This window comes from Streptomyces sp. SudanB52_2052, from assembly GCF_964272415.1.
GTDB lineage: Bacteria > Actinomycetota > Actinomycetes > Streptomycetales > Streptomycetaceae > Streptomyces > Streptomyces olindensis.
This window is the reverse complement of record NZ_OZ186796.1, coordinates 6762067-6787251: the sequence shown is the minus strand read 5'-3', so window position 1 is coordinate 6787251 and position 25185 is coordinate 6762067. Positions and strand designations below refer to the sequence as shown.

The following is a 25185-nucleotide window of genomic DNA, read 5'->3' as shown; positions in this document are numbered from 1 at the left end:
AAGGCTGGGCTAACCTGCGGGTTTACCGCTTTCCGCTCACTTGATCATGGGCCCGCGCAGATGTCGACCGGGTGATGCTGGGGCTCCTGAGGCTCGCCAGGTTCGTCGCAGTGGGACACATGCCGTATGGCATCGATCGCCTGCATCCCCTCCGTCCCGGCGCCCGGGGACGCCGCCGGACTCCGCGCACGGGCCCGGGGCGCACTGCTGGGCCTGGCCGTCGGTGACGCCCTCGGGGCACCCGCCGAGAACATGAAGCCGTCCGAGATCCGCGCGCGGTGGGGCCGCATCACGGGCTACGTGGCCGAGAAGCCGTCCGGCACGGACGACACCGAGTACGCGATCTTCTCCGGCCTCCTCCTGGCCCGGCACGGCTCCGCCCTCACCCCGGCCCACGTGGAGGCGGCCTGGCACGAGCTGATCGCCGACCGCGACGAGGGCCCCTTCCGGGGCGCCGGGTTCAGCGAGCGCGGCACGCTGGAGAACCTGCGCCGGGGCCTGGCCGCTCCCATCTCCGCCCAGCACCGACACGCCTGGAGCGACGGCCTGGCCATGCGCGCGGCGCCCTTCGGGGTGTTCGCGGCGGGGCGCCCCGCGGAGGCGGCCCGGCTGGTCGCGATCGACGGTTCGGTGAGCCACGACGGCGAGGGCATCTACGGCGGCCAGGCGGTGGCGGCCGGGGTGGCGGCGGCGATGGCCGGGGCCCCGCCGATCGCGGTCGTGGCCGCGGCTCTCGCGGTCGTGCCCGACGACTCCTGGACGGCCCGCAGCCTGCGCCGCGCGGTGACGGTGGCCCACCGCGGCGAACGCGCGGTCCGCTCGGCGGTCGTCATCGGCGGCTACCCCTGGACCGACCTGGCCCCCGAGGCGGTCGCCCTCGCCTTCGGCGCGTACGCGGCGGCCGACGGCGACTTCGAGCAGTCGGTCCTGACCGCGGTGAACATGGGCCGCGACGCGGACACGACGGCGGCGGTGGCGGGCGCGCTGGCCGGCGCGACCCGCACGGTGTCGGCGATCCCGACCGCCTGGGCGTCGGCCATCACCCCCGCCCGGGGCTCCTGCCTCCCGGCGATGGCGGGCCACCACGTCCTGGACGTGGCGGACCTGCTGACACCGGCACCGCCCGAGACGGAACCGGAACCGACGGACTTCGTCCTGGCGGCGGGCGAGGGAACGGAGGCCGTTTCATGAGAACGCACGAGTCCGCGGCCGCCGACGGCGAGATCGCCCCACGGGAGACCAGGACCCCTCGGGTGACGGTCACGGGCGGTGCGCGGGTGGGAGACAAGAGGGCCGAAGGCCTCCTGCTCGGCCTGGCGGCCGGCGACGCCGCCGGCTGGCCCGCGGCCCGCCACCGGGCCGCCCGCATGCCCGACTGGACCCGCCGCCTCACCCGCGAACTCGACACCTTCGCCGAACACAACGCGACGACCACCCTCCCCGTCCCCATCGCCCTCAACCAACCCCCCGAGCCCCTCCGTCTCGGCCCCTCCGACGACGCCGAATGGGCGGCCTTCGCCGCGGAAGCCCTCCTCCGCGCCGGCGACGACACCGTCCTGAACGACCTCAGCCGAGACCGCCGCACCCGAGCCGCGATCGACCTCACCTGGAACGCCATCGCCGGCGAGGTCGCCGCGGCGGCGGACCGCGCGCCCGAGATCGAGTCCGCGGTCCTCCCCCTGCGCGCCCGCATCTCCGTCCGCGCGGGCCTCGGCAACCTCGCCACGGGCCTGCGCCCGCCCGCCACCGGCCACGACAACCCGCACTACTTCGACGACGCCGCCTGCGTCCGCGCCTGCGTCCTGGCCGTGGCCCACCCGGGCGACCCCCGCCGCGCCGCCGACCTCGCCGAGTTCGACGCCCGCTACACCCAGGACGGCGACGGCGTCCACGGCGCCCGCGCGATGGCCGCGGCGCTCTCCCTCGCCCTGGCCGGCGCGCACGTCGACGCCTGCGTCACCGCCGCCCTCGCCGAACTCCCCGAGGAGACGGAGATCGGCCGCAACGCCCGGCACGCCCTGAAGCTCGCCGCCGCCGCGGACAGCGCCTTCGCCCTGGTCCCGCCCCTGGAGCACCAGATCGTCGACCACGTCTACAGCTACGGCATCGCCGCCGCCGAAACCGTCCCGGTCGCCCTCGCCCTGGCCACCGCGGCCCGCGGCCGCATCACCGAGGCGGTCCCGGCGGCGGCGTGCCTGTCCCGCGTCGCGGACTCCGCCCCGGCGCTGGCGGGCGCCCTCACCGGCGCGCTCGGCGGCGGCGTGTCGATCCCGGCGTCCTGGCGGGAGACCTGCCGCACGCTCTCCGGCTGCGTCCTGCCCCGCCTCACCGGCACGGACCTCGTGGAACTCGCCGGACTCCTGGAAGCCGCACAACCGGCCCGCCCGGGTGGATGATGCGGCCATGCAGCCCAAACCACACCAAAACGCCCCACTGGACGAGAGGATCACCGGAGCGCTGGTCGGAGCGGCCGTCGGCGACGCCCTCGGCGGCCCCGTCGAGGGCTACTCGCCGGAGCAGATCCTCGAACGCCACGGCGGCCGGGTCCACGGCGTCGTCGGCCCCTGGCACGGCGACGACTGGCGCACCGCCCGCCCTCTCGCCCCGTACCACAAGGGCGACGGCCACGTCACCGACGACACCTTGATGACGCACGCCCTGGTCCGCGTCTACGCCCGCGTCCGCGACCACCTCGACGCCTACGCGATCGCCGACCACCTGGTCCCCGACCTGATGACCGAGCCCCGCTGGATCCCGGAACTGGAGACCGAGACCCTCCCCCTCCAGCGGATCTTCCTCGCGGAGAAATGGCTCGTGACACGCCTCCACTACGGCCACGCCGACCCGCGCGAGGCCGGCACCGGCAACATCGTCAACTGCGGTGCGGCGATGTACATGGCGCCGGTCGGCCTGGTCAACGCGGCCGACCCGCGAGCCGCCTACACCGAGGCCCTGGACGTCGCCGGAGCGCACCAGTCGTCGTACGGCCGTGAGGCGGCGGGCGTCCTGGCCGCGGCGGTGGCTGCGGCCTGCACCCCCGGAGCGACCCCGGACTCGGTCGTCTCGACGTGCCTGTCCCTGGCGAAGGACGGTACGCGCACGGCGATCGAGCGGGTCTGCGAGGAGGCCTCCCGCCACACGGACTTCGAGTCGGCGCTGCGCCCCCTGCGCGAGGCGGTGGCCCCCTACGACACCGTGGGCCCCGACTACCGCGCCCCGTCCCTGGGCGCCCGCCGCCCGTCCCGCCTCCACGCGATCGAGGAACTCCCCGTCGCCCTGGGCATGCTGCTCGTCGCCCGGGGCGACTACCGCCACGCGGTGCTGGGCGCCGTGAACTACGGCCGGGACTGCGACTCCATCGCCACGATGGCGGGCGCCCTGGCGGGAGCCCTGGGCGCACCGGTCCCGGAGGACTGGGCCAAGACGGTCGCGGAGGCCAGCCGCCTGGACCTGTGGGAACCGGCGGCCACCCTCACGGAGGTGACCCGCGAGATCTTCGCCCGGGACGTCTCCCGCCGCCGCACCCACGAACGGGCCTTCGCGTCGCTCGGAGGCCGGGAATGCTCCGACTGACCTGGGTCCAGCCGGAGGACCTGCTCGGCCACGAACTCCGCCAGGCGACCCAGGACGGCCGCGAGCCCAAGGCCATCGCGGCACGCTGGCGGGCGGCAGGCGGCCCCGAGGCACCGGCCACCGCGGGCGCCTCCCCCACCCCCACGTCCCGCTACCTCCGCCAACTGGCGGAAGACCTCCTGGACGAACTGGCGGACCTGCCCAGCGCGTTGGCGGACGACGAACCGACGGACCTGGAGAAGATCAGGACGGTTTGCGTCGATTGGCCAGCGCCCGCGCCCACCCCGGCCCCGCCCCACCAGCCCCTCGAAGCCGCCTGGCTGGGCCGGGCCATCGGCTGCCTCCTGGGCAAACCAGTGGAGAAACTCCCCCTGGAAGGCATCCGCCGCCTGGCCAAGTCCACCGGCAACTGGCCCTTGTCCACCTGGTTCACGGCACGAGGCGTCCCGGACGAACTCCTCACCGCGTACCCCTGGAACCGCCGCTCGGCACAAACCTCCCTCGCCGAGAACATCGACGGCATGCCCGAGGACGACGACCTCAACTACCCCCTCCTCAACCTGGTCCTCCTCCAACGGCACGGCAGGACCTTCACCACCACGGACGTGGCCCGCACCTGGCTCGACGAACTCCCCGCCGGCCGCACCTTCACCGCCGAACGCGTGGCCTACCGCAACCTCCTCAGCGGTCTGGAACCCCCGCGCACCGCCCGCCACCGCAACCCGTTCCGCGAATGGATCGGCGCCCTGATCCGCGCCGACGTCCACGGCTGGACCAACCCCGGCGACCCGGCCGCCGCGGCCGAACAGGCCCACCGCGACGCCACCCTCACCCACACCGCCAACGGCGTCTACGCGGCGATGTTCACGGCGGCCACCATCGCGACGGCCGCGACCGGCACCGCCGACGTCCACACCTGCCTGCGCACCGGCCTCACGGTCGTCCCGCCACGCTCCCGCCTCGCCCGAGCGGTCCGCCAGGCCATCGAACTGGCCCACGAGCACGCCGACTTCGACACGGTCGTCGACGCCCTCCACACCACCCACGCCACCACCCACCACTGGGTGCACGCCGTCCCCAACACCGCGCTGATCGCCGCCGCCCTCACCCACGCGGACGGCGACTTCACCGGCTCCATCTGCCGTGCGGTAGGCGGCGGTTGGGACACCGACTCCAACGGCGCCACGGCCGGCAGCATCGCCGGCCTGCTCGCCGAAGACCCCGCGGCGCTCCCCGATCGCTGGACGGCCCCGCTGAAGAACCGCCTGTCCACCTCCATCGGCGACTTCAACGGCGTCGGCTTCGACACCCTCGCCCACCTCACCCACCGGGAGACCCACCGCCCATGACCGCTCCCCAGCCCGCGCCCCTCACCGGCCTGCGCGTCCTCGATCTCGCCACCCTCTTCGCCGGCCCGATGGCCGCCACCCTGCTCGGCGATTTCGGCGCGGAGGTCATCAAGGTCGAGCACCCCACGAAACCCGATCCCTCCCGCGGCCACGGCCCCTCGAAGGACGGCGTGGGCCTGTGGTGGAAGATGCTCGGCCGCAACAAGCGGACCATGACCCTCGACCTGTCCCGGCCCGGGGGCCGCGCCACCCTCCTGCGCCTCGCCGCCACCGCCGACGTGATCGTCGAGAACTTCCGCCCCGGCACCCTGGAGAAGTGGGACCTGGGCTGGCCGGAGCTGTCGGCCGCCAACCCCCGCCTGGTGCTGGCCCGCGTCACCGGCTTCGGCCAGTTCGGCCCCTCCGCGCACCGCCCCGGCTTCGGCACCCTCGCGGAGGCGATGAGCGGCTTCGCCGCGATCACCGGCGAGCCGGACGCACCCCCTACTCTGCCTCCCTTCGGGCTCGCCGACGCGATCGCCGGCCTGACCACGGCGTACGCGGTGATGACGGCGCTGGCCGCCCGGGACCGGACGGGCGAGGGCCAGGTCGTCGACATGGCCCTGATCGAGCCGATCCTGGCCGTCCTCGGCCCCCAGCCCCTCTGGTACGACCAGCTCGGCCACGTCCAGCCCCGCACCGGCAACCGCTCCCCCAACAACGCCCCGCGCGGTGTCTACCGCACCGCCGACGACACCTGGGTCGCCGTCTCCACCTCGGCCCAGTCGGTCGCGGAACGTGTGATGCACCTGGTCGGCCGCCCGGACCTGATCGACGAGCCGTGGTTCGCCACGGGCGCCGACCGCGCCCGCCACGCCGACGTCCTGGACGAGGCGGTCGGCGGCTGGATCGCCGCGCGCACCCGCACCGACGTCCTCGCGGCCTTCGAGAAGGCGGAGGCGGCCGTGGCCCCGGTCCAGGACATCCGGGACGTGATGGCCGACCCGCAGTACCAGGCCCTGAACACCATCACCACCGTCGACGACCCGGAACTCGGCCCGCTGCGCATGCAGAACGTCCTGTTCCGCCTCTCCGCCACGCCCGGCGCGATCCGCTGGGCCGGCCGCCCGCACGGCGCCGACACCGACGAGGTCCTCACCGAACTGGGCCTGTCCCCGGACGACCTCACGGCACTGCGCGCGGAGGGCGCCCTGTGACGGCGTTCCCCCTCACCTGGCTCTACGCCCCGGGCGACCGCCCGGACCTGGTGACGAAGGCCCTCACCTGCGGCGCCGACATCGTCGTCGTCGACCTGGAGGACGCGGTCGCCCCCGACCGCAAGGAGTACGCCCGCGCCGCCACCGCCGACCTGCTCGCCGACCCGCCGCCGGTCCCGGTGCACGTCCGCGTCAACTCCCTGGACGGCCCCTGGGCCGAGCGGGACATCACCGCCCTCGCGGAGGCCCCCGGCCTGTCCGGACTGCGCCTGCCCAAGGTGACCTCCCCGGCCGAGATCACCCGCGTCGCGCCCCGGGCCACGGCCGGGCTGTACGCCCTGCTGGAGACGGCCCTCGCCGTGGAACAGGCGTACGCCGTCGCCACCGCCCACCCGAACCTGCGCGGCATCGCGCTCGGCGAGGCGGATCTCCGGGCCGACCTGGGCGTGCGCGACGACACGGGCCTCGACTGGTCCCGCTCCCGGGTGATCGTGGCGGCGCGGGCGGCGGGCCTGCCCCCGCCGCCGCAGTCGGTCCACCCGGACACCCGCGACCTGGAGGGCCTGGCCGCCTCCTGCGCGCACGGCCGGGCCCTGGGCTTCCTGGGCCGCGCAGCGATCCACCCCCGCCAGCTCCCGGTGATCGAGCGGGCCTATCTGCCCACCGAGGAGGAGATCGAGCGGGCCGAGACGGTCCTCAAGGCGGCCGCCACGCAGCAGGGCGCCCAGGCCCTGCCGGACGGCCGCTTCGTCGACGCGGCGGTGGTGACGGCGGCCCAGCGCACTCTGTCCCTGGCCCGCCGCCGCTGACCATCCCCCACCGGAAAAACGCCGAGGGCGCCCGACAAGCTCCGGGCGCCCTCGGTCACGTACGGCAGACCATCAGATCTTCTTCGCCGACCCGGCCTCGTCATCGACCTCGCTCTTGGCCCCGTCCTTGCCGGACTCCGCCTCGTCCTCGGTCGCGGCGTCCTCGCCGGTCTCACCGCCGGTGGCCTCCGCGCCCGGCTCCACCACTTCTTCCCGGCCGGGCCGCTTCTTCGCCGACACCACCAGGTACGTCACGGCGAGCAGGAACACGAGGATCGCGGTCCACACGTTCAGCCGGACGCCCAGGATGTGGTGGGCGTCGTCGACGCGCATGTACTCGATCCACCCGCGCCCGGCGCAGTACGCGGCGACGTACAGCGCGAACGCCCGCCCGTGCCCGAGCCGGAAGCGGCGGTCCGCCCAGATCACCAGGACCGCGACGCCGATGCACCACAGCGACTCGTACAGGAACGTCGGGTGGTAGGTGCCCGGCACCCGCCCGTCCGCCGAGGAGGTGATCTCCAGGGCCCACGGCAGGTCGGTGGGCTTGCCGTACAGCTCCTGGTTGAACCAGTTGCCCCAGCGGCCGATCGCCTGCGCGAGGGCGATGCCCGGCGCGACGGCGTCGGCGTAGGCGGGCATCGGGATGCCGCGGCGGCGGCAGCCGATCCACGCGCCCAGCGCGCCGAGCGCGATCGCGCCCCAGATGCCGAGGCCGCCCTCCCAGATCTTGAAGGCGTCCACCCAGTCACGGCCCTCGCTGAAGTACAGCTCATAGTCCGTGATCACGTGGTAGAGGCGGCCGCCGACCAGGCCGAAGGGGACGGCCCAGACAGCGATGTCGGCCACCGTGCCGGCCCGCCCGCCCCGGGCGATCCAGCGCTTGTTGCCGAGCCAGACCGCGACGAAGACGCCGATGATGATGCAGAACGCGTAGCCGCGCAGCGGAATGGGGCCGAGGTACAGCACCCCGCGCGACGGGCTGGGAATGAAGGCAAGTTCCATGGCAAGGTCGACGCTACCGTGCGGGACCGGGCCCCGGGCAGGGGGCCCGGCTACGGGTCCATAACAGGGGCGTGAGAAAACGCCTTACGCCTTGTTCGCCTCCTGCACCATCTGCTTCAGCTTGGCCGGGGTCATCGTCCGGTCCTGGTAGATGTTCTTGCCGTCGAACAGGACGGTCGGCGTGCCCGAGAAGCCTCCCTTGTCGAAGGCCTGGTGGGACTTGTCGACCCAGGCGTTGTGCGTACCGTCCTTGACGCAGGCGCGGAAGGCCGGGGTGTCCAGGCCGTCGACCTTGCCGGCCAGCTCGATCAGCTTGTCGGTGCTCGCGTACGCGTCGTCGATCTCCGGGGGCTGGTTGTCGAAGAGCACGTCGTGGTACGCGGGGAACTTCCCGGCGTCCTGGGCGCAGGCGGCGGCGTTGGCCGCGTTGCGGGAGCCGCTGCCGCGCATGTTGCCGTCGATGAGCGTGACCAGGTGGTACTCGACCTTCAGCTGGCCGGCGTTCGTCAGCTCGTGGATCACCGGCCGGTACCCCGTCTCGAAGGACTTGCAGGCCGGGCAGCGGAAGTCCTCCCACACCGTGAGCGTGGACTTGGCGCTGTCCTTGCCGACCGGGATCGCCAGGCCGTCCTTGCCCTGGGCGCCCGAGGGGGCCACGACCGGGCCCGAGGCCTCGCCGCCGTCGTCCTTGCCTGCGTTGGCCGCGACGACGCCGATCACCGCCGCGAGTCCCAGGACAGCGACGACGGCGCCGCCCACGAGCAGCGCGCGTCGGCGCTTCTCCGCGGACTTCTGCTTCTCGCGCTCGACCGCCAGCTTCTCCCGGGCGGTGCGCTTTCCCTCACGGTTCTTCTCGCTCACACCCCGGAAACGAACCGGGGAGGCGCACCGCGCCTCCCCGGCCTCAGGTCCACCCGTACGAGGGACCCGTATGACGTGCGGCTTTCTACGCCTGTCGGCGCACGCCCTGGGCGAGGTCGCCGGCGAGCGCGCGCACGGCCTCGACACCGGCCGCGTCGTCCGGGGCGTCGAGCATCGCCTTGACGAAGGCCGAGCCGACGATCACGCCGTCGGCGAAGCCGGCGACCTCGGCGGCCTGGGTGGCGTTCGAGACGCCGAGCCCGACGCAGACCGGCAGGTCGGTCCCGGTGGCCCGGGTGCGTTCCACCAGGTCCTGGGCCTGCGAGCTGACGGTGGCGCGGGTGCCGGTGACGCCCATGAGGGACGCGGCGTAGACGAAGCCGCTGCCCGCCGCGGTGATCTGCGCGAGCCGCTCGTCCTTGCTGCTGGGGGCGACGACGAAGACGGTCGCGAGACCGTGCTTCTCGGCGTGCTCCCGCCACAGCGCCGACTCCTGCACGGGCAGGTCGGGCAGGATGCAGCCCGCGCCGCCCGCCTCGGCCAGCTCCGCCGTGAACCGCTCGACGCCGTAGCGGTCGATGGGGTTCCAGTACGTCATGACGAGGACGGGCTTGCCGGTGGCCTCGTGGGCCTCGCGGACCGTGCGCATCACGTCGGCGATCTTGACGCCGCCGCGCAGGGCGATGTCGTCGGCGGTCTGGATGACGGGGCCGTCGAGGACGGGGTCGCTGTGCGGCAGGCCCACCTCGACGACGTCGGCACCGCCGTCGAGGACGGCCTTGATCGCCTCGATGCCGCCGTCCACGGTCGGGAACCCGGCCGGGAGGTAGGCGATGAGGGCCGAACGTCCTTCGGACTTCGCCGCGGCGAGGGTGTCGCTCAACAGCTGCAGGTTGCCGCTCACTTGGCGTCCCCCTCGATCTCGGCGGTGTCGGTGTCCGCGTCGGCGGCGACCTCGGCGTCGGTGTCGTAGAGGCCGAAGTAGCGGGCGGCGGTGTCCATGTCCTTGTCGCCGCGGCCGGACAGGTTGACCACGATCAGCCCGTCCTTGCCGAGCTCCTCGCCGACCTCCAAAGCGCCGGCCAGGGCGTGGGCGCTCTCGATGGCCGGGATGATGCCCTCGGTGCGGGACAGCAGGCGCAGGGCCTGCATGGCCGCGTCGTCGGTGACCGCGCGGTACTCGCCGCGGCCGCTGTCCTTGAGGTAGGAGTGCTCGGGGCCGATGCCCGGGTAGTCCAGGCCGGCCGAGATCGAGTAGGGCTCGGTGATCTGGCCCTCGTCGTCCTGGAGGACGTAGGAGCGGGAGCCGTGCAGGATGCCGGGCTCGCCGGCGGTCAGGGTCGCGGCGTGCTCGCCGGTGTCGACGCCGTGGCCGGCCGGCTCGCAGCCGATGAGGCGGACGCCCTCGTCGGGGATGAAGGCGTGGAAGAGGCCGATGGCGTTGGAGCCGCCGCCGACGCAGGCGATCGCGGCGTCGGGGAGGCGGCCGGCGCGCTCCAGGAGCTGGCGGCGGGCCTCGACGCCGATGACCCGGTGGAAGTCGCGGACCATGGCCGGGAAGGGGTGCGGGCCGGCGACGGTGCCGAAGAGGTAGTGGGTGTGGTCGACGTTGGCGACCCAGTCGCGGAACGCCTCGTTGATGGCGTCCTTCAGCGTGCGGCTGCCGGACTTCACGGCGATGACCTCGGCGCCGAGCATGCGCATGCGGGCGACGTTGAGGGCCTGGCGCTGCGTGTCGATCTCGCCCATGTAGATGGTGCACTCGAGGCCGAAGAGGGCGCAGGCGGTGGCGGTGGCGACGCCGTGCTGGCCGGCGCCGGTCTCGGCGATGACGCGGGTCTTGCCCATGCGCTTGGTGAGCAGGGCCTGCCCGAGCACGTTGTTGATCTTGTGGGAGCCGGTGTGGTTGAGGTCTTCCCGCTTCAGGAAGATCCGGGCGCCGCCGGCGTGCTCGGCGAACCGGGGCACCTCCGTGAGCGCGGACGGCCGGCCGGTGTAGTTGACCAGGAGGTCGTCGAGTTCCTTGGCGAACTCGGGGTCGTGCTTGGCCTTGTCGTACTCGACGGCGACCTCGTCGACGGCGGCGACGAGGGCCTCGGGGATGAACTTGCCGCCGAAGGCCCCGAAGTAGCCTTCGGGGTTGGGCGTTTGTCCCTCGGGGTCGGGGATGAAGAACTGGCTGGGCATGCGGAAACCTCACGGTGAGTGTTGTGGAAAACCGATCGCCGTGGGGGCCGGGTAGTCGGACGACCTCAGGCCGTGGGTGGCTGGTCGCGCCGTTCCCCGCGCCCCTGGGTGGGCCATCGCATGCCGTTGACCTGCCCGGGCTCATCACCGATGACGTACCGGACGCGGCGGCCGTGGACCCGGCGGGCCGGGGCTCGGCAGCCGCGGGGGCGGCAGCCGCGCGCGAGGCGGGCGTACCGGTCCACGGTCGTCATGGTGAGAGTCATCGGGGCAAGCCTAGCGGGTGATCAGCTCCGGCCGTGCCGGAGTGCGGGGTGCTCGCCCGCCGCCACCAGGTCCGAGACCGCCGTCTTGGGGTCCTTGCCGGTGACGAGGGACTCGCCGACCAGGACCGCGTCCGCACCGGCGTTGGCGTAGGCGATGAGGTCGTGCGGGCCGCGGACGCCGGACTCGGCGACCTTGATGAGGTGGGCGGGGATCTCCGGTGCCACCCGCTCGAAGGTGCCGCGGTCGACCTCGAGCGTCTTGAGGTTGCGGGCGTTGACGCCGATCACGCGGGCGCCGGCGTCGACCGCGCGCTCGACCTCGTCCTCGTCGTGGACCTCGACCAGCGGCGTGAGCCCGATGGACTCGGCGCGCTCGATGAGGGACTCCAGGGCGGGCTGGTCGAGGGCGGCGACGATCAGCAGGGCGAGGTCGGCGCCGTAGGCGCGAGCCTCCCACAGCTGGTACGAGGTGACGATGAAGTCCTTGCGCAGGACGGGGATGTCCACCCGGGCGCGGACCGCCTCCAGGTCGGCGAGCGAGCCGCCGAAGCGCCGCTGTTCCGTCAGCACGGAGATGACGGCCGCGCCGCCCGCCTCGTAGTCCGCGGCGAGCCCGGCCGGGTCGGCGATCGCGGCCAGCGCGCCCTTGGAGGGGCTGGAGCGCTTGACCTCGCAGATGACCTTGACGCCGTCGCCGCGCAGGGCCGCCGCGCCGTCCTTGGCCGCGGGAGCCTTCGCCGCGCGCTCCTTGAGCTCGTCGAGGCTGACGCGCGCCTGCCGCTCCGCGAGGTCGGCACGGACTCCGTCGATGATCTCGTCGAGCACACTCACGCGAGCGGCCCCCTTCCAGACTCTTGACAGTTCCAGCGACCGATCGGAAACCGATGGTCACTGCGATGGTATCCGCAGCGAGGCGTAGGACTCGCATCCGGTTGACGCCGGTCCCACTACCTGGACATACACAAGATGATCAAGGATGGAGCCAGCCACCGAAGGGCAGGTTCCGGACAACCGTGAAGACCAGCAGCAACGCGCCGAGGCCCCACACCAGCCCCGGGCGGGGGTCGATCCGCAGCGGGCGTCCACGCACCGCGTGGACCACCCATACGGTCCACAGCACGGCGAAGGCCAGATAGCCGAGGACGGCGAGCGCGTTGGCGTGCAGCGCCGCCGGGAGGTCGCCGTGGACGAAGGCGTGGGCGCTGCGCAGTCCGCCGCAGCCGGGGCAGTACAGGCCCGTGTAGTGCAGCAGCGGGCAGACGGGGTAGTGGCCGGGTTCGTTGGGGTCCACCGCGCCCACGTAGGCGAAGGCGGCGACGGCTCCCGCCAGGAGCCCCGCGGGTACGGCCAGGCGTCGCGCCGGACCGTGCGTCACCCTTCGGCTGTCGGCGTTCACGGTAGGCATTGTGCCCCGCACACGCGTGAGGGGCGGTCCCGGCACCCTGGTGTCGGCCGCCCCTCATGCGGGATGCGCGTCGTTCCGCCGGGATCAGCCCTCGACGCGGGCCGGCTCGCGGTCGCCCGTCATCTTGTGCGGTGCGTGCAGGTCCTTGGGCTGGCCCAGGCCCATCATCCGCATGATGCCGCCGACGACACCGCCGAGCAGCACGACGACCATGCCGGCCCAGAAGCCCGCCGGCTGGTCCATCACCATGAACGCGCCCGCGACGCAGAAACCGATGAAGGCGATCGTGACACCGGTCCAGGCGGCCGGGGTGTGACCGTGGCTGCTGCCCGCCATTGCTTGCTCCTCGTTGCTGTGTGCGTGTCTGAGCAGGACGCTCGGGCCCATTGTCCCGCACGCGCGCGTGGGCGGTGAGCGGGGGTGGTCCGGCGCTCCCCCGGGTGGCTCAGGCCCCGGCCCGGGTGGCTCAGGCCCCGGTCCCCGAGTGGCTCAGGCCCCGGTCGGGTCCTCGCCCCGGTCGAGTGCCTTCCACAGATCCTCGGGCCGGTCGGGGTCGACGGCGGGGGCCTTGCGGCGGGGCTGGGGCGCGCCGCCGCGCTCGTAGCGGCCGGACATCGCGGGCCACAGCCGGCCGTAGCGCAGGGCGAGCAGCCCGGCCAGCAGGAGCAGCGCGCCGCCGACGGCCGCGACGTACGGCCAGGCGGTGTGGCTGAGTGCGGCCACCGAGGCGGAGGTGTCGCCGGACGCCTGGGCGGCCTTCTCGTCGAGGGCGGAGCTGTCGGAGGCGCCGAGCAGGGCGGCGGCGACGGTGCCCGCGCCGGAGAGCGCCAGCAGCGCGGCCACGACGACCCGGCCGGCGCGGCGGACGGCGAAGACGGCGACGAGCGCGGCGAGGCCCACTATGGCGAGCGCCGCGGGGACGCCCGTGACGTCGCTGCCGTTGGCGGTCAGCGGGAAGGCGCCGCCGGCCACCGTCGCGGTGCCCTCCGACCACTGCTGCCGGGTGGCGAGGAGCGCCACGGCCGCGCCGAGCGCGCCGCACAGCAGCGCGGCGGCGAGGCTCAGGCGGCCGGCCCGGGCGGATCCGGCGGCTTGGGAACGGGGGTGAGGTACAGCAGTCACGCACCCCACTATCGCCTGAACCCCGGGCGAACCGTCACCCGGGGGTCATCTCAGGCCTTTCCCAGCCGGTTCGCCGTGTGCACGGCGCGCAGGACGGCGGCCGCCTTGTTGCGGCACTCGGTGTCCTCGGCGACCGGGTCGGAGTCGGCGACGATGCCCGCCCCGGCCTGCACGTACGCGGTGCCGTCGCGGAGGAGGGCGGTGCGGATGGCGATGGCCGTGTCGGAGTCGCCGGCGAAGTCGAGGTAGCCGACGCAGCCGCCGTACAGGCCGCGCCGGGACGGCTCCAGCTCGTCGATGATCTGCATGGCGCGGGGCTTGGGGGCGCCGGAGAGGGTGCCGGCCGGGAAACAGGCGGTGAGGACGTCGAAGGCCGTGCGCCCGGCGGCCACGCGGCCGGTCACCGTCGAGACGATGTGCATCACGTGCGAGTACCGCTCGATGGACATGAAGTCGACGACCTCGACGGAGCCGGGTTCGCAGACCCGCCCCAGGTCGTTGCGCCCCAGGTCGACGAGCATGAGGTGCTCGGCGCGTTCCTTGGGGTCGGCGAGCAGCTCGTCGGCGAGGGCCTGGTCCTCCTGCGGGGTGGCGCCGCGCCAGCGCGTGCCGGCGATGGGGTGGACCATGGCCCTGCCGTCCTCGACCTTGACGAGCGCCTCCGGGGAGGAGCCGACGACGTCGAACCCGTCGAAGCGGAACAGGTACATGTACGGCGACGGGTTGGTGGCCCGCAGCACCCGGTAGACGTCCAGCGCGCTCGCCGTGCACGGCGTCTCGAAGCGCTGGGAAGGGACCACCTGGAAGGCCTCCCCGGCCCGGATGCGCTCCTTGATGTCCTCGACGGCCTCCTGGAAGTCGGGGCCGCCCCACAGCGCCGTGTACTCGGGCAGCTCGGAGGGCGGGAGGACGGCCGGGGGCTGGGCGACCGGGCGGGAGAGGTCGGCCTGCATGGCGTCGAGCCGGGCGACGGCGTCGGCGTGGGCCTCGTCGACGCCGGTCTCCAGGTCGTTGTGGTTGATCGCGTTGGCGATCAGCAGGACCGAGCCCTCCCAGTGGTCCATGACGGCGAGGTCGCTGGTGAGGAGCATGGTGAGCTCGGGCAGCTTCAGGTCGTCGCGCTCGCCGGGGCCGATCTTCTCCAGGCGGCGGACGATGTCGTAGCCGAGGTAGCCGACCATGCCGCCGGTGAAGGGCGGCATGCCCTCCTGGTGGGGGGTGTGCAGCGCCTCGATGGTGGCCCGCAGGGCGGCGAGGGGGTCGCCCTCGGTGGGGACGCCGACCGGCGGGGTGCCGAGCCAGTGGGCCTGCCCGTCGCGCGCGGTGAGCGTGGCCGCGCTGCGGACTCCCAAGAACGAGTACCGGGACCACGAGCGGCCGTTCTCCGCGGACTCCAGCAGGAACGTGCCGGGGCGCTCGGCGGCGAGCTTGCGGTAGAGCGCCACCGGCGTGTCGCCGTCGGCGAGGAGCTTGCGGGTGACCGGGATGACCCGCCGGTCGGTGGCGAGCTTGCGGAACGTCTCGAGGTCCATGGCGGCTGACCTTACTGATCCGGGGCGGAGACGTCGGAGCCGCCGTCGTCCTTGAGGAGGACGTCCTCGTCGAAGCAGGTGCGGGCGCCGGTGTGGCAGGCGGCGCCGACCTGGTCGACCTTGACGAGCACCGTGTCGGCGTCGCAGTCCAGGGCGACGGACTTCACCCACTGGAAGTGGCCGGAGGTGTCGCCCTTGACCCAGTACTCCTGGCGGCTGCGCGACCAGTACGTGCACCGGCCGGTGGTGAGGGTGCGGTGCAGGGCCTCGTCGTCCATCCAGCCGAGCATGAGCACCTCTCCGGTGTCGTACTGCTGGGCGACGGCGGGCAGGAGGCCGTCGGCGCTGCGCTTGAGGCGGGCGGCGATCTCCGGGTCGAGGCGGCTGGGCCGGGCGGGCGTGCTGGTCATGCCGACCATTGTGCCGCGCGCCACGGACAGCGCAGGTGCCGTGTCCACTGGGCGGACCGGCGCGGACCGGGAACGGCAGGTCCGCTGGGCGGACCGGGGGGCCGGTCGTAGGCTGACTCCATGTCGACCCATGCCAAGCGTGAACGACTTCTCCTCGCCGACCTGTTGGAGACCGCGGGCCCGGACGCGCCCACCCTGTGCGAGGGCTGGACGACCCGGGACCTCGCCGCCCACGTGGTGGTGCGCGAGCGCCGCCCCGACGCCGCCGGCGGAATACTGATCAAGCAGCTCGCGCCGCGCCTGGACCGGGTGATGGCGGAGTACACGGACAAGCCGTACGAGGAGCTGATCCAGCTGATCCGTACGGGCCCGCCGCGTTTCTCACCCTTCTCGCTCAAGCCGGTCGACGAGATGTCGAACATCATCGAGTTCTACGTCCACACGGAGGACGTCCGGCGCGCCCAGCCCGACTGGTCTCCGCGCGAGCTCGACCCGGTCTTCCAGGACGCCCTGTGGTCCCGCCTGGAGCGGAGCGCCCGTCTGATGGGCCGCGGCGTCCCGACGGGCCTGGTGCTGCGCCGCCCCGACGGCCAGACGGCGGTCGCCCAGCGCGGCACACCGGTGGTCACGGTCACCGGCGAGCCGTCGGAGCTGGTCCTGTTCTCCTACGGCCGCCAGAGCGCCGCCAAGGTCGACCTGGACGGCGACGAGAACGCGATCGCGAAGCTGCACGAGACGAAGCAGCTCGGGATCTGAGGCGGATACGCAGCGGCTCCGGATCTGAGGCGGACATGAAGCAGCCCCGGCCGCGGCGGGCGGCCGGGGCTCCACCGCGCGGGTGTCACCGCACGGGGTGGCCCGCCTGACGCAGGGTCTCCTTCACCTGGCCGATCCGCAGGTCCCCGAAGTGGAACACCGACGCGGCCAGCACCGCGTCCGCGCCCGCCTCGATGGCCGGCGGGAAGTCCGTCAGCCGGCCCGCGCCGCCCGAGGCGATGACGGGGACGGTGACGTGCTTGCGTACGGCCCGGATCATCTCCAGGTCGTAGCCGTCCTTGGTCCCGTCGGCGTCCATGGAGTTGAGCAGGATCTCGCCGGCGCCCAGTTCGGCGGCCCGGTGCGCCCACTCGACGGCGTCGATGCCGGTGCCGCGGCGGCCGCCGTGGGTGGTGACCTCGAAGGAGCCCGACTCGGTGCGGCGGGCGTCGACCGAGAGGACCAGGACCTGGCGGCCGAAGCGTTCCGCGATCTCGCGGATGAGGTCGGGGCGGGCGATGGCGGCGGTGTTGACGCCGACCTTGTCCGCGCCCGCCCGCAGCAGCTTGTCGACGTCCTCGGCGGTGCGGACGCCGCCGCCGACCGTGAGCGGGATGAACACCTGCTCGGCCGTGCGGCGCACCACGTCGTACGTCGTCTCGCGGTTGCCCGACGAGGCGGTGATGTCCAGGAACGTCAGCTCGTCGGCGCCCTCGGTGTCGTACACCTTGGCCATCTCGACGGGGTCGCCCGCGTCGCGCAGGTTCTGGAAGTTGACGCCCTTGACGACCCGGCCGTTGTCCACGTCCAGGCAGGGGATGACTCGGACCGCCAGGGTCATCAGGTCACGGCTCCTCTGAATGCTTCGATTTCCACGGACACCAGCACGCGGGGGTCGACGAACCCCTCCACGACCAGGAAGGTCGCGACCGGGCGCACGGTGTCGAACAGCTCCTTGTGGGCGCGGCCCACCTCGTCGAGATCCCGTGAGTGCGCCAGGTACACGCGCGTGCGGATCACCGACCCGGCGCCGAGCCCGAACTCGGCGATCGCGTCGAGCGCGCTGGTGAAGGCCACCTTTGCCTGCTCGTACGGGTCGCCCTCCCCGTACAGCACGTCGCCCTTGAAGGACGTGGTGCCCGCCACCAGCACGTGGTCGCCCGCCGCGACGGCACGTGCAAAACCGAAGGACTCTTCCCAAGGACTTCCGCTCTGCACCCGCCGCACGGCTTCGGACGTCATGACGACACTGCCTCCAGGGCCTCTTCAAGAGTGAACGCCTTCGCGTACAGCGCCTTCCCTACGATCGCGCCCTCGACACCGAGGGGCACGAGGCCGGCGAGGGCCCGGAGGTCGTCCAGCGAGGAGACGCCGCCGGAGGCCACGACGGGGCGGTCGGTGGCCGCGCAGACGTTCTTCAGCAGCTCCAGGTTCGGGCCCTGGAGCGTGCCGTCCTTGGCGATGTCGGTGACGACGTAGCGGGCGCAGCCCTCCTTGTTCAGGCGCTCCAGCGTCTCGTAGAGGTCGCCGCCGTCGCGGGTCCAGCCGCGGCCGCGCAGGGTGGTGCCCCGCACGTCCAGGCCGACGGCGATCTTGTCGCCGTGCTCGGCGATGACCTTGGCGACCCACTCGGGGGTCTCCAGGGCGGCCGTGCCGAGGTTGACGCGGGTGCAGCCGGTGGCGAGGGCGGCGGCGAGGGTGTCGTCGTCGCGGATGCCGCCGGACAGCTCGACCTTGATGTCCATCGCCTGGGCGACCTCGGCGATCAGCTCGCGGTTGTTCCCGGTGCCGAACGCGGCGTCCAGGTCGACCAGGTGCAGCCACTCGGCGCCGGAGCGCTGCCAGGCGAGGGCGGCCTCCAGGGGGGAGCCGTAGGAGGTCTCCGTGCCGGACTCGCCGTGCACCAGGCGGACGGCCTGGCCGTCGCGGACGTCGACGGCGGGGAGGAGTTCGAGCTTGCTCACAGTGTTCCGATCCAGTTGGTGAGGAGCTGGGCTCCGGCGTCGCCGGACTTCTCGGGGTGGAACTGCGTGGCCCACAGGGCGCCGTTCTCGACGGCCGCGACGAACGGCTTGCCGTGGGTGGACCAGGTGACCTTGGGGGCCTCGATCGCCGGGTTGCGGGTCTCCAGCGACCAGTCGTGGACGGCGTAGGAGTGCACGAAGTAGAAGCGCGCGTCGGCGTCCAGGCCGGCGAAGAGCCGTGAGCCGGGTGCCGCGTCCACGGTGTTCCAGCCCATGTGGGGCACGATCTCGGCCTGGAGCGGCTCGACGGAGCCGGGCCACTCGTCGAGGCCCTCGCTCTCCACGCCGTGCTCGATGCCGCGTGCGAAGAGGATCTGCATGCCGACGCAGATGCCCATGACCGGGCGGCCGCCGGAGAGCCGGCGGTCCACGATCCAGTCGCCGCGTGCCTCGCGCAGGCCCGTCATGCAGGAGGCGAAGGCGCCGACGCCGGGCACGAGCAGCCCGTCGGCGTTCATGGCCTTGTCGTAGTCACGGGTTATCTCGACGTCGGCTCCCGCGCGGGCGAGGGCACGCTCGGCGGAGCGGACGTTGCCGAAGCCGTAGTCGAAGACGACGACGCTCTTGCGGGGGGCGCTCAATTCCACACCTCCAGCCTCAGGACACCGGCCGCCAGGCACATCGCGGCGCCGATGGACAGCAGGACGATCAGGCCCTTGGGCATCTTCTGCTTGACGAAGGAGTAGATCCCGCCGACGAGGAACAGGCCGACGACGATCAGCAGGGTCGAGATGCCGTTCACAGGGCGCCCTTCGTGGAGGGGAGGATGCCGGCCGCGCGCGGGTCGCGCTCGGAGGCGTAGCGCAGGGCGCGGGCGAGCGCCTTGAACTGGCACTCCACGATGTGGTGCGCGTTGCGCCCGTAGGGCACGTGCACGTGCAGCGCGATCTGGGCCTGGGCCACGAAGGACTCCAGGATGTGCCGGGTCATGGTGGTGTCGTACTCGCCGATCATCGGCGCCATGTTCTCGGGCTCGGTGTGCACGAGGTAGGGGCGGCCCGACAGGTCGACGGTGACCTGGGCGAGGGACTCGTCCAGCGGGACCGTGCAGTTGCCGAAGCGGTAGATGCCGACCTTGTCGCCGAGGGCCTGCTTGAAGGCGGCGCCCAGCGCGAGGGCGGTGTCCTCGATGGTGTGGTGCGAGTCGATGTGCAGGTCGCCCTCGGTCTTCACCGTGAGGTCGAACAGACCGTGGCGGCCGAGCTGGTCGAGCATGTGGTCGTAGAAGCCGACGCCTGTCGACACGTCGACCTTGCCGGACCCGTCGAGGTCGATCTCGACGAGCACCGACGTCTCCTTGGTGACTCGCTCCACGCGTCCCACGCGGCTCATGTGCTCTGCTCCTTCTTCAGTTCACGGACCGCGTCGAGGAACGCGTCGTTCTCTTCGGGGGTTCCGGCCGACACACGCAGCCACCCCGGAATGCCGTTGTCCCGGACCAGCACGCCCCGGTCGAGGATCTTCTGCCAGGCCGCGTGCGCGCCGCCCTCGCCGTCGAATCGCCCGAACTGCACGAAGTTGGCGTCGGACTCGACGACCTCGTAGCCGGTCGCGCGCAGTTCGGTGACCAGGCGGTCCCGCTCGGCCTTGAGCTGCTCGACGTAGCCGAGCAGGGTGTCGGTGTGCTCCAGGGCGGCCAGGGCGGTCGCCTGGGTGACGGCCGACAGGTGGTAGGGCAGCCGGACCAGCTGGACGGCGTCGACGACGGCCGGGTGCGCGGCGAGGTAGCCGAGGCGCAGGCCCGCCGCGCCGAACGCCTTCGACATCGTGCGGGAGATGACGAGGTGGGGGCGGCCCGCCAGCAGCGGCAGCAGCGAGTCGCCGTGGCTGAACTCGATGTACGCCTCGTCCGCCACGACCATCGAGGGATTCGCCGCCTGAGCGGCCTCGTACAGCGCGAGGACCGTCTCCGGTGGGACCGCGTTGCCGGTGGGGTTGTTGGGGGTGGTGATGAAGACGACGTCCGGCTGGTTCTCGGCGATGGCCTTCTCGGCGGCGGCGAGGTCGATCGTGAAGTCGTCGTTGCGGGGCCCGGAGATCCAGCCCGTGCCGGTGCCGCGCGCGATCAGGGCGTGCATCGAGTACGACGGCTCGAAGCCGATCGCGGTACGGCCCGGCCCGCCGAAGGTCTGCAGCAGCTGTTGGATGACCTCGTTGGAGCCGTTCGCCGCCCAGACGTTCGCAAGGCCGACCTGGTACCCGGAGGTCGTCGTCAGGTACTCGGCGAGCTTCGTGCGCAGCTCGACCGCGTCCCGGTCCGGGTAGCGGTTGAGGTTCCGGGCGGCCTCACGGACCCGCTCGGCGATGCGTTCGACCAGCGGCTCGGGCAGCGGGTAGGGGTTCTCGTTGGTGTTCAGCCGTACGGGGACGTCCAGCTGGGGCGCGCCGTAGGGGGACTTGCCGCGCAGCTCGTCCCGTACGGGGAGATCGTCGATGCGTACGTCGCTCACTTGCCCTGCGGAACCTTCCAGTCGAACCTCGCCTTGATCGCCGCGCCGTGGGCCGGCAGGTCCTCCGCCTCGGCCAGCGTGACCACGTGGTGCGCGACCTCGGCCAGCGCGTCCTTCGTGTAGTCGACGATGTGGATGCCGCGCAGGAAGGACTGGACGGACAGGCCGGAGGAGTGGCAGGCGCAGCCGCCCGTGGGCAGGACGTGGTTGGAGCCGGCCGCGTAGTCGCCGAGGGAGACCGGGGCCCAGGGTCCGATGAAGATCGCGCCGGCGTTCTTCACCCGGTCGGCCAGTGCGGCGGCGTCGGCCGTCTGGATCTCCAGGTGCTCGGCGCCGTATGCGTCGACCACCTTCAGGCCCTCGTCCATGCCGTCGACCAGGACGATCGCGGACTGCTTGCCGGACAGGGCCGGGACGATCCGGTCGTCGACGTGCCTGGTGGCCGCGACCTGCGGCTCCAGTTCCTTCTCGACCGCGTCCGCGAGCTCCACGGAGTCCGTGACCAGCACGGCGGCGGCCAGCGGGTCGTGCTCCGCCTGGCTGATCAGGTCCGAGGCGACGTGCACCGGGTCGGCCGTGTCGTCGGCGAGGACCGCGATCTCGGTCGGGCCGGCCTCGGCGTCGATGCCGATCTTTCCGGTGAAGTAGCGCTTGGCGGCGGCGACCCAGATGTTGCCGGGGCCGGTGACCATGTTCGCGGGCGGGCAGGACTCGGTGCCGTGGGCGAACATCGCGACGGCCGTGGCGCCGCCGGCCGCGTACACCTCGTCGACGCCGAGCAGGGCGCAGGCGGCGAGGATCGTCGGGTGCGGCAGGCCGCCGAAGTCGGCCTGGGCCGGGGAGGCGAGCGCGATGGACTCGACGCCGGCCTCCTGGGCGGGCACCACGTTCATGATCACGGAGGACGGGTACACGGACCGGCCGCCGGGCGCGTACAGCCCGACCCGCTCGACCGGCACCCACTTCTCGGTCACGGTGCCGCCGGGCACGACCTGGGTGGTGTGCGGGGAGCGGCGCTGCTCGCGGTGGACGATCCGGGCGCGGCGGATGGACTCCTCCAGGGCCGCGCGCACGGCCGGGTCGAGCTCCTGGAGCGCGCGCGTGAGCGCGGCGGCCGGCACCCGCACCTGGTCGAGCCTGACCCCGTCGAACCGCTCGGCGTACTCGATCAGCGCCGCGTCGCCCCGATGATGCACGTCCTCGCAGATCGGACGCACCTTCTCCAGGGCGGCCTGAACGTCGAACTCGGCTCGGGGCAGCAGGTCACGCAGGGCGGGGCCCTCGGGAAGGGCGTCGCCGCGCAGATCGATTCGGGAGATCACGTGCTCAATTCTCTCAGACCCGGGTGAGGCGCCGTCCGCGCGTATCAATGACTGATACGGCGCGTCGCGCGAAGCCGGAAGATCCCCTTCACGCACTGCTTTCGGGGCGTCACCCAGCGGGCATGAACAGTTGTACGAAGGGACGAACCGGCGAGTATCCGGGGAGGAAAGGAAGAGCTGTGACCGAGGGGGCCGGCGCGCGCGCCGGAGATCTGCCCGACGACCTGACCGCGGCCGAGGCCGGCATGTGGCAGGCCTTCCGCAACGGCACGGTGTACGACCTGAGCAGCGGCGACACCGTGGCGGACGATCCGCACGGCGGCCACCCGTGGGGCGAGGAACGGACCGTGCGGGCCCGGATCGTGTGCTGGCTGCTGCTCGACGGACCGCCCGCCCTGGCCGGCCGGGTGTCGTCGCTGAAGCTGGTCGGCGTGCAGGTCAGCGGCTCGCTGGACCTTGCGGGCGGCCAGGTGGTGCCGTACGTCGAGATGCGCCGGTGCCGGTTCGAGCAGGACGTGCTGCTGCCGGAGGCCCGCTTCACGACCGTACGGATGGTGGACTGCTCGGTGCCGCGGCTGGAGGCGGCCCGGGTGCACACCGAGGGCGATCTGCATCTGCCCCGCTGCCGCTTCCACCGCGGCATCCGGCTCACGGACGCGCAGATCGGCACGGACCTGATGCTCAACCAGGCGATCGTGCACCGGGACCGCAGCGGCCGGTCGATCGCCGCGGACGGCATGACCGTCGGGCAGGACTTACAGGCGGAGCTGCTGGAGTCGCACGGCGAGCTGAGCCTGCGCGCCGCGACCATCGGCGTCTCCCTGAGCCTGCGCGGGGCACGCCTGGCCAACCCGTACGAGCGGCTCGCGCTGAACGCGCCGCAGCTGACCGTCGAGCGCAGCCTGTACCTGACCCCGGCGGGCGTCGGCGCCCAGGCGATGAGCGGCATGACCCCGGCGCGCGGGACCCGGATACAGCGCTTCGAGTGCGAGGGCGGGATCCGGCTGGACGACGGGCGGTTCGGTGACGCCGTCGACTTCGAGCGGGCCCGGTTCACCCTCACGGACGACCAGGAGCTGTCGCTGCGCCGGGTGCAGACGCCGGAGCTGCGGTTCCTCGGGGAGCCTCCGGCGCGCGGGCGTGTGGTGCTGTCGGGCGCCAAGGTCATCAACCTGATGGACCGGGCGGACGCCTGGCCCGGCCCGGGGCGGCTGCACATGGGTGGTTTCGCCTACGAAAACCTCGTGCCGCGCGGGCCGTTCCCGCTGGCCGAGCGGCTGGACTGGGTGGCGGCGGCGACCGCCGAGTACAACCCGGAGCCGTACGAGCGGCTGGCGGCCGTGCTGCGGGCCGGCGGGGAGGACGAGGACGCCCGGGAGGTGCTGCTCGCCAAGCAGCGCCGGCACCGCGAGAGCCTGCCGCTCGCCGCCAAGCTGTGGGGCTACGCGCAGGACTGGACGGTCGCCTACGGGTACCGGCCGGGCCGGGCGGCCGTGTGGATGGCGGTGCTGTGGGCGGCGGGCTCGCTCGCCTTCGCGCAGGCCGGCCACCCACCGCTGAAGCGCGGCGAGCACCCGGAGTGGAACCCCACGCTCTTCACCCTGGATCTGCTGCTGCCGGTCATCGATCTGGGCCAGGTGGGCTTCTGGCAGCTGCGCGGGGGCTGGCAGTGGCTGGCGACGGCGATGATCCTGCTGGGCTGGATCCTGGCGACGACGGTGGCGGCGGGGGCCACGCGGCTGCTGCGGCGCAACTGATGGTGTTGCTGTGACTGTGGTTGTTGAACTGGCACATCTTTACGCTCTCTTGACCATCGGGCGTACAACTTTCCGGAGGTTCGATGAACGCTCTGGCGCCGCCGTGACCAGCGGTCTTTCAATGGTCGGCACCATGGCCATGCAGCTGCCGTTCATCCGCGCGAGCCGGATGACAAGGACCGCTCCCCACCCCGTCGGCGAGCCGTACACCGACGACGAGGTGCTGCTCGACGCGCCCGACGCGCGCCTGAGCCCGGCACTGGTCGCCGCCGCCCGGGGCGATCACGGACCTGCCGCGGGGCTGCTCCTGGCCACCCGCGCGGCGGCCGAGTGGGAGCGGCGCGACCGCTACGTGACCCGGCTGGCCGCCTTCGCGCGCTCGCGCCCCGAGTGGCTGGACGCCTGGCTCGCCACCTCCCCGAAGGACCCGGACGCGCTGCTGGTCGGGGCGCAGCTGGCGGTGGACCGCGCCTGGCAGTCACCGGCCCGGGCCGAGGCGCTGCGCGAGGTCAGCCCGCTGATCACGGCGGCGGCCCGGGGCGACCAGCGCGACCCGGTGCCGTGGCGGCTCGCACTCGACCACGCCCGGGGCGCACAGGCCGGGCACACCTACTTCGAGGAGCTGTGGGCGGCGGCCGTGCGCCGGGCCCCGCACCACTACGGCTGCCATGTGGCGGCCCTGCGCTACCTGGCCACCTCCTGGCACGGCTCGCACCACGAGTGCTTCGACTTCGCCGACCGGGCCGCGCAGGACGCGCCCGCCGACGCGCTCGTCCAGGCGCTCGGCGTGCGGGCGGCCTTCGGCTACCTCACCGACCGCTGCGGGCCTGTGGTGCCGCGCGAGCGGCTGGACGCGGCCGCCGACCGGGCGATCGCGCTGTCCCCGCTGCTCCCGGCTGCCGACCCCTGGCCCGCCCGGATGCGGAACCTGCTCGTCTACGTCCTGGTCCGCCTGGAACGCTGGCCGGACGCCGCCGAACAGCTGCGCCTGAACGGCCCGTACGCCACCTCGTTCCCCTGGGACCAGGTGTCGGACGACCCGCTCGGGCACTTCCTCCGGGTGTGCGGCGACGTCCGGGCCGCGACCGCCGGTGAGCCGTCCGGGCATCCACGGAGTGAACGGGGCGGACGAGTCCGCTCCGGCGACCATTAGGCTTTTGC

28 protein-coding genes are annotated in these 25185 nt (G+C 73.0%); 9 read left to right on the top strand and 19 right to left on the bottom strand.

Annotation, left to right across the window (positions count from 1 at the left end; all coding sequences use genetic code 11):
- Nucleotides 1-126 precede the first annotated feature (126 nt).
- The 6 genes from ACSUPV_RS30375 to ACSUPV_RS30350 are packed head-to-tail and all read left to right on the top strand — an operon-like array spanning nucleotide 127 to nucleotide 6927.
- Complete coding sequence (locus ACSUPV_RS30375) at nucleotides 127-1191, top strand: ADP-ribosylglycohydrolase family protein (RefSeq protein WP_031115690.1); 1065 nt, start codon at nucleotides 127-129, stop codon at nucleotides 1189-1191.
- Nucleotides 1188-2396, top strand: a complete 1209-nt coding sequence (locus ACSUPV_RS30370; protein ID WP_382611039.1) for an ADP-ribosylglycohydrolase family protein — start codon at nucleotides 1188-1190, stop codon at nucleotides 2394-2396. The genes ACSUPV_RS30375 and ACSUPV_RS30370 overlap by 4 nt, the downstream gene beginning before the upstream one ends.
- Nucleotides 2397-2403: 7 nt before the next feature.
- Nucleotides 2404-3573 carry an ADP-ribosylglycohydrolase family protein gene (locus ACSUPV_RS30365; protein WP_037757157.1) on the top strand — a complete coding sequence of 390 codons (1170 nt, stop codon included), beginning with the start codon at nucleotides 2404-2406 and terminating at the stop codon, nucleotides 3571-3573.
- Entirely contained in the window at nucleotides 3561-4922 is a 1362-nt protein-coding gene (locus ACSUPV_RS30360) for an ADP-ribosylglycohydrolase family protein (RefSeq protein WP_037757159.1), read from the top strand. The genes ACSUPV_RS30365 and ACSUPV_RS30360 overlap by 13 nt, the downstream gene beginning before the upstream one ends.
- Entirely contained in the window at nucleotides 4919-6118 is a 1200-nt protein-coding gene (locus tag ACSUPV_RS30355) for a CaiB/BaiF CoA transferase family protein (RefSeq protein WP_031115695.1), read from the top strand. The genes ACSUPV_RS30360 and ACSUPV_RS30355 overlap by 4 nt, the downstream gene beginning before the upstream one ends.
- Complete coding sequence (locus ACSUPV_RS30350) at nucleotides 6115-6927, top strand: HpcH/HpaI aldolase/citrate lyase family protein (RefSeq protein WP_037757161.1); 813 nt, start codon at nucleotides 6115-6117, stop codon at nucleotides 6925-6927. Before ACSUPV_RS30355 ends, ACSUPV_RS30350 begins: the two co-directional genes overlap by 4 nt.
- Before the next feature lie 72 nt (nucleotides 6928-6999).
- Here the strand turns inward: ACSUPV_RS30350 and lgt are convergent, their stop codons facing one another.
- The 11 genes from lgt to hisI form a co-directional block, all read right to left on the bottom strand.
- The gene (gene lgt, locus ACSUPV_RS30345; RefSeq protein WP_436948930.1) at nucleotides 7000-7932 is read right to left on the bottom strand and encodes a prolipoprotein diacylglyceryl transferase; all 933 of its coding nucleotides are present in this window, start codon (nucleotides 7930-7932) and stop codon (nucleotides 7000-7002) included.
- Nucleotides 7933-8016: 84 nt separating this feature from the next.
- Nucleotides 8017-8793, bottom strand: a complete 777-nt coding sequence (locus ACSUPV_RS30340) for a DsbA family protein (RefSeq protein WP_037757167.1) — start codon at nucleotides 8791-8793, stop codon at nucleotides 8017-8019.
- 85 nt (nucleotides 8794-8878) lie between these two features.
- Nucleotides 8879-9697 carry a tryptophan synthase subunit alpha gene (trpA, locus tag ACSUPV_RS30335; RefSeq protein WP_031115701.1) on the bottom strand — a complete coding sequence of 273 codons (819 nt, stop codon included), beginning with the start codon at nucleotides 9695-9697 and terminating at the stop codon, nucleotides 8879-8881.
- Nucleotides 9694-10980 (bottom strand): tryptophan synthase subunit beta, encoded by a 1287-nt coding sequence (gene trpB / locus ACSUPV_RS30330; protein ID WP_037757170.1) that lies wholly within the window; start codon nucleotides 10978-10980, stop codon nucleotides 9694-9696. Before trpB ends, trpA begins: the two co-directional genes overlap by 4 nt.
- 65 nt (nucleotides 10981-11045) lie before the next feature.
- Nucleotides 11046-11246 carry a tryptophan biosynthesis modulator TrpM gene (gene trpM / locus ACSUPV_RS30325; RefSeq protein WP_037757172.1) on the bottom strand — a complete coding sequence of 67 codons (201 nt, stop codon included), beginning with the start codon at nucleotides 11244-11246 and terminating at the stop codon, nucleotides 11046-11048.
- Nucleotides 11247-11267: 21 nt separating this feature from the next.
- Complete coding sequence (gene trpC, locus ACSUPV_RS30320; protein WP_031115704.1) at nucleotides 11268-12077, bottom strand: indole-3-glycerol phosphate synthase TrpC; 810 nt, start codon at nucleotides 12075-12077, stop codon at nucleotides 11268-11270.
- Nucleotides 12078-12216: 139 nt separating this feature from the next.
- Entirely contained in the window at nucleotides 12217-12651 is a 435-nt protein-coding gene (locus ACSUPV_RS30315; RefSeq protein WP_031115705.1) for a DUF2752 domain-containing protein, read from the bottom strand.
- An 84-nt stretch (nucleotides 12652-12735) separates the two neighbouring features.
- Nucleotides 12736-12987, bottom strand: a complete 252-nt coding sequence (locus ACSUPV_RS30310) for an HGxxPAAW family protein (protein ID WP_037757173.1) — start codon at nucleotides 12985-12987, stop codon at nucleotides 12736-12738.
- Nucleotides 12988-13140: 153 nt separating this feature from the next.
- Nucleotides 13141-13782 carry a TIGR02234 family membrane protein gene (locus ACSUPV_RS30305; protein WP_031115707.1) on the bottom strand — a complete coding sequence of 214 codons (642 nt, stop codon included), beginning with the start codon at nucleotides 13780-13782 and terminating at the stop codon, nucleotides 13141-13143.
- Between the two features lie 41 nt (nucleotides 13783-13823).
- Entirely contained in the window at nucleotides 13824-15305 is a 1482-nt protein-coding gene (locus ACSUPV_RS30300; RefSeq protein ID WP_436948929.1) for an anthranilate synthase component I, read from the bottom strand.
- Between the two features lie 11 nt (nucleotides 15306-15316).
- A complete protein-coding gene (gene hisI / locus ACSUPV_RS30295) occupies nucleotides 15317-15715 on the bottom strand; it encodes a phosphoribosyl-AMP cyclohydrolase (RefSeq protein WP_436948928.1) in 399 nt (132 codons plus the stop codon).
- A 120-nt stretch (nucleotides 15716-15835) separates the two neighbouring features.
- Between hisI and ACSUPV_RS30290 the strand changes: the two genes are divergently transcribed.
- Nucleotides 15836-16471, top strand: coding sequence for a TIGR03085 family metal-binding protein (locus tag ACSUPV_RS30290; RefSeq protein ID WP_436948927.1), 636 nt, complete (start codon nucleotides 15836-15838; stop codon nucleotides 16469-16471).
- 85 nt (nucleotides 16472-16556) lie between these two features.
- Here the strand turns inward: ACSUPV_RS30290 and hisF are convergent, their stop codons facing one another.
- Genes hisF through hisD form a run of 8 tightly spaced genes read right to left on the bottom strand, consistent with a single transcriptional unit; the run spans nucleotide 16557 to nucleotide 22267 of the window.
- The gene (hisF, locus tag ACSUPV_RS30285) at nucleotides 16557-17312 is read right to left on the bottom strand and encodes an imidazole glycerol phosphate synthase subunit HisF (protein WP_031115712.1); all 756 of its coding nucleotides are present in this window, start codon (nucleotides 17310-17312) and stop codon (nucleotides 16557-16559) included.
- A complete protein-coding gene (locus ACSUPV_RS30280) occupies nucleotides 17312-17713 on the bottom strand; it encodes a RidA family protein (RefSeq protein WP_359792264.1) in 402 nt (133 codons plus the stop codon). Before ACSUPV_RS30280 ends, hisF begins: the two co-directional genes overlap by 1 nt.
- Nucleotides 17710-18435 carry a bifunctional 1-(5-phosphoribosyl)-5-((5-phosphoribosylamino)methylideneamino)imidazole-4-carboxamide isomerase/phosphoribosylanthranilate isomerase PriA gene (priA, locus tag ACSUPV_RS30275; protein WP_031115714.1) on the bottom strand — a complete coding sequence of 242 codons (726 nt, stop codon included), beginning with the start codon at nucleotides 18433-18435 and terminating at the stop codon, nucleotides 17710-17712. The genes ACSUPV_RS30280 and priA overlap by 4 nt, the downstream gene beginning before the upstream one ends.
- Nucleotides 18432-19076, bottom strand: a complete 645-nt coding sequence (hisH, locus tag ACSUPV_RS30270; RefSeq protein ID WP_031115715.1) for an imidazole glycerol phosphate synthase subunit HisH — start codon at nucleotides 19074-19076, stop codon at nucleotides 18432-18434. The genes priA and hisH overlap by 4 nt, the downstream gene beginning before the upstream one ends.
- Nucleotides 19073-19237, bottom strand: coding sequence for a hypothetical protein (locus ACSUPV_RS30265; protein WP_031115716.1), 165 nt, complete (start codon nucleotides 19235-19237; stop codon nucleotides 19073-19075). Before ACSUPV_RS30265 ends, hisH begins: the two co-directional genes overlap by 4 nt.
- Nucleotides 19234-19827 (bottom strand): imidazoleglycerol-phosphate dehydratase HisB, encoded by a 594-nt coding sequence (hisB, locus tag ACSUPV_RS30260; RefSeq protein ID WP_030932889.1) that lies wholly within the window; start codon nucleotides 19825-19827, stop codon nucleotides 19234-19236. Before hisB ends, ACSUPV_RS30265 begins: the two co-directional genes overlap by 4 nt.
- Nucleotides 19824-20945, bottom strand: coding sequence for a histidinol-phosphate transaminase (locus ACSUPV_RS30255; RefSeq protein WP_436948926.1), 1122 nt, complete (start codon nucleotides 20943-20945; stop codon nucleotides 19824-19826). The genes hisB and ACSUPV_RS30255 overlap by 4 nt, the downstream gene beginning before the upstream one ends.
- A complete protein-coding gene (gene hisD, locus ACSUPV_RS30250; RefSeq protein WP_037757186.1) occupies nucleotides 20942-22267 on the bottom strand; it encodes a histidinol dehydrogenase in 1326 nt (441 codons plus the stop codon). The genes ACSUPV_RS30255 and hisD overlap by 4 nt, the downstream gene beginning before the upstream one ends.
- A gap of 179 nt (nucleotides 22268-22446) precedes the next feature.
- Between hisD and ACSUPV_RS30245 the strand changes: the two genes are divergently transcribed.
- Nucleotides 22447-24024 carry an oxidoreductase gene (locus ACSUPV_RS30245; protein WP_037757189.1) on the top strand — a complete coding sequence of 526 codons (1578 nt, stop codon included), beginning with the start codon at nucleotides 22447-22449 and terminating at the stop codon, nucleotides 24022-24024.
- A 121-nt stretch (nucleotides 24025-24145) separates the two neighbouring features.
- On the top strand, nucleotides 24146-25177 hold the full coding sequence (locus ACSUPV_RS30240) for a hypothetical protein (RefSeq protein ID WP_031115722.1): 1032 nt from the start codon (nucleotides 24146-24148) through the stop codon (nucleotides 25175-25177).
- Nucleotides 25178-25185 lie beyond the last annotated feature (8 nt).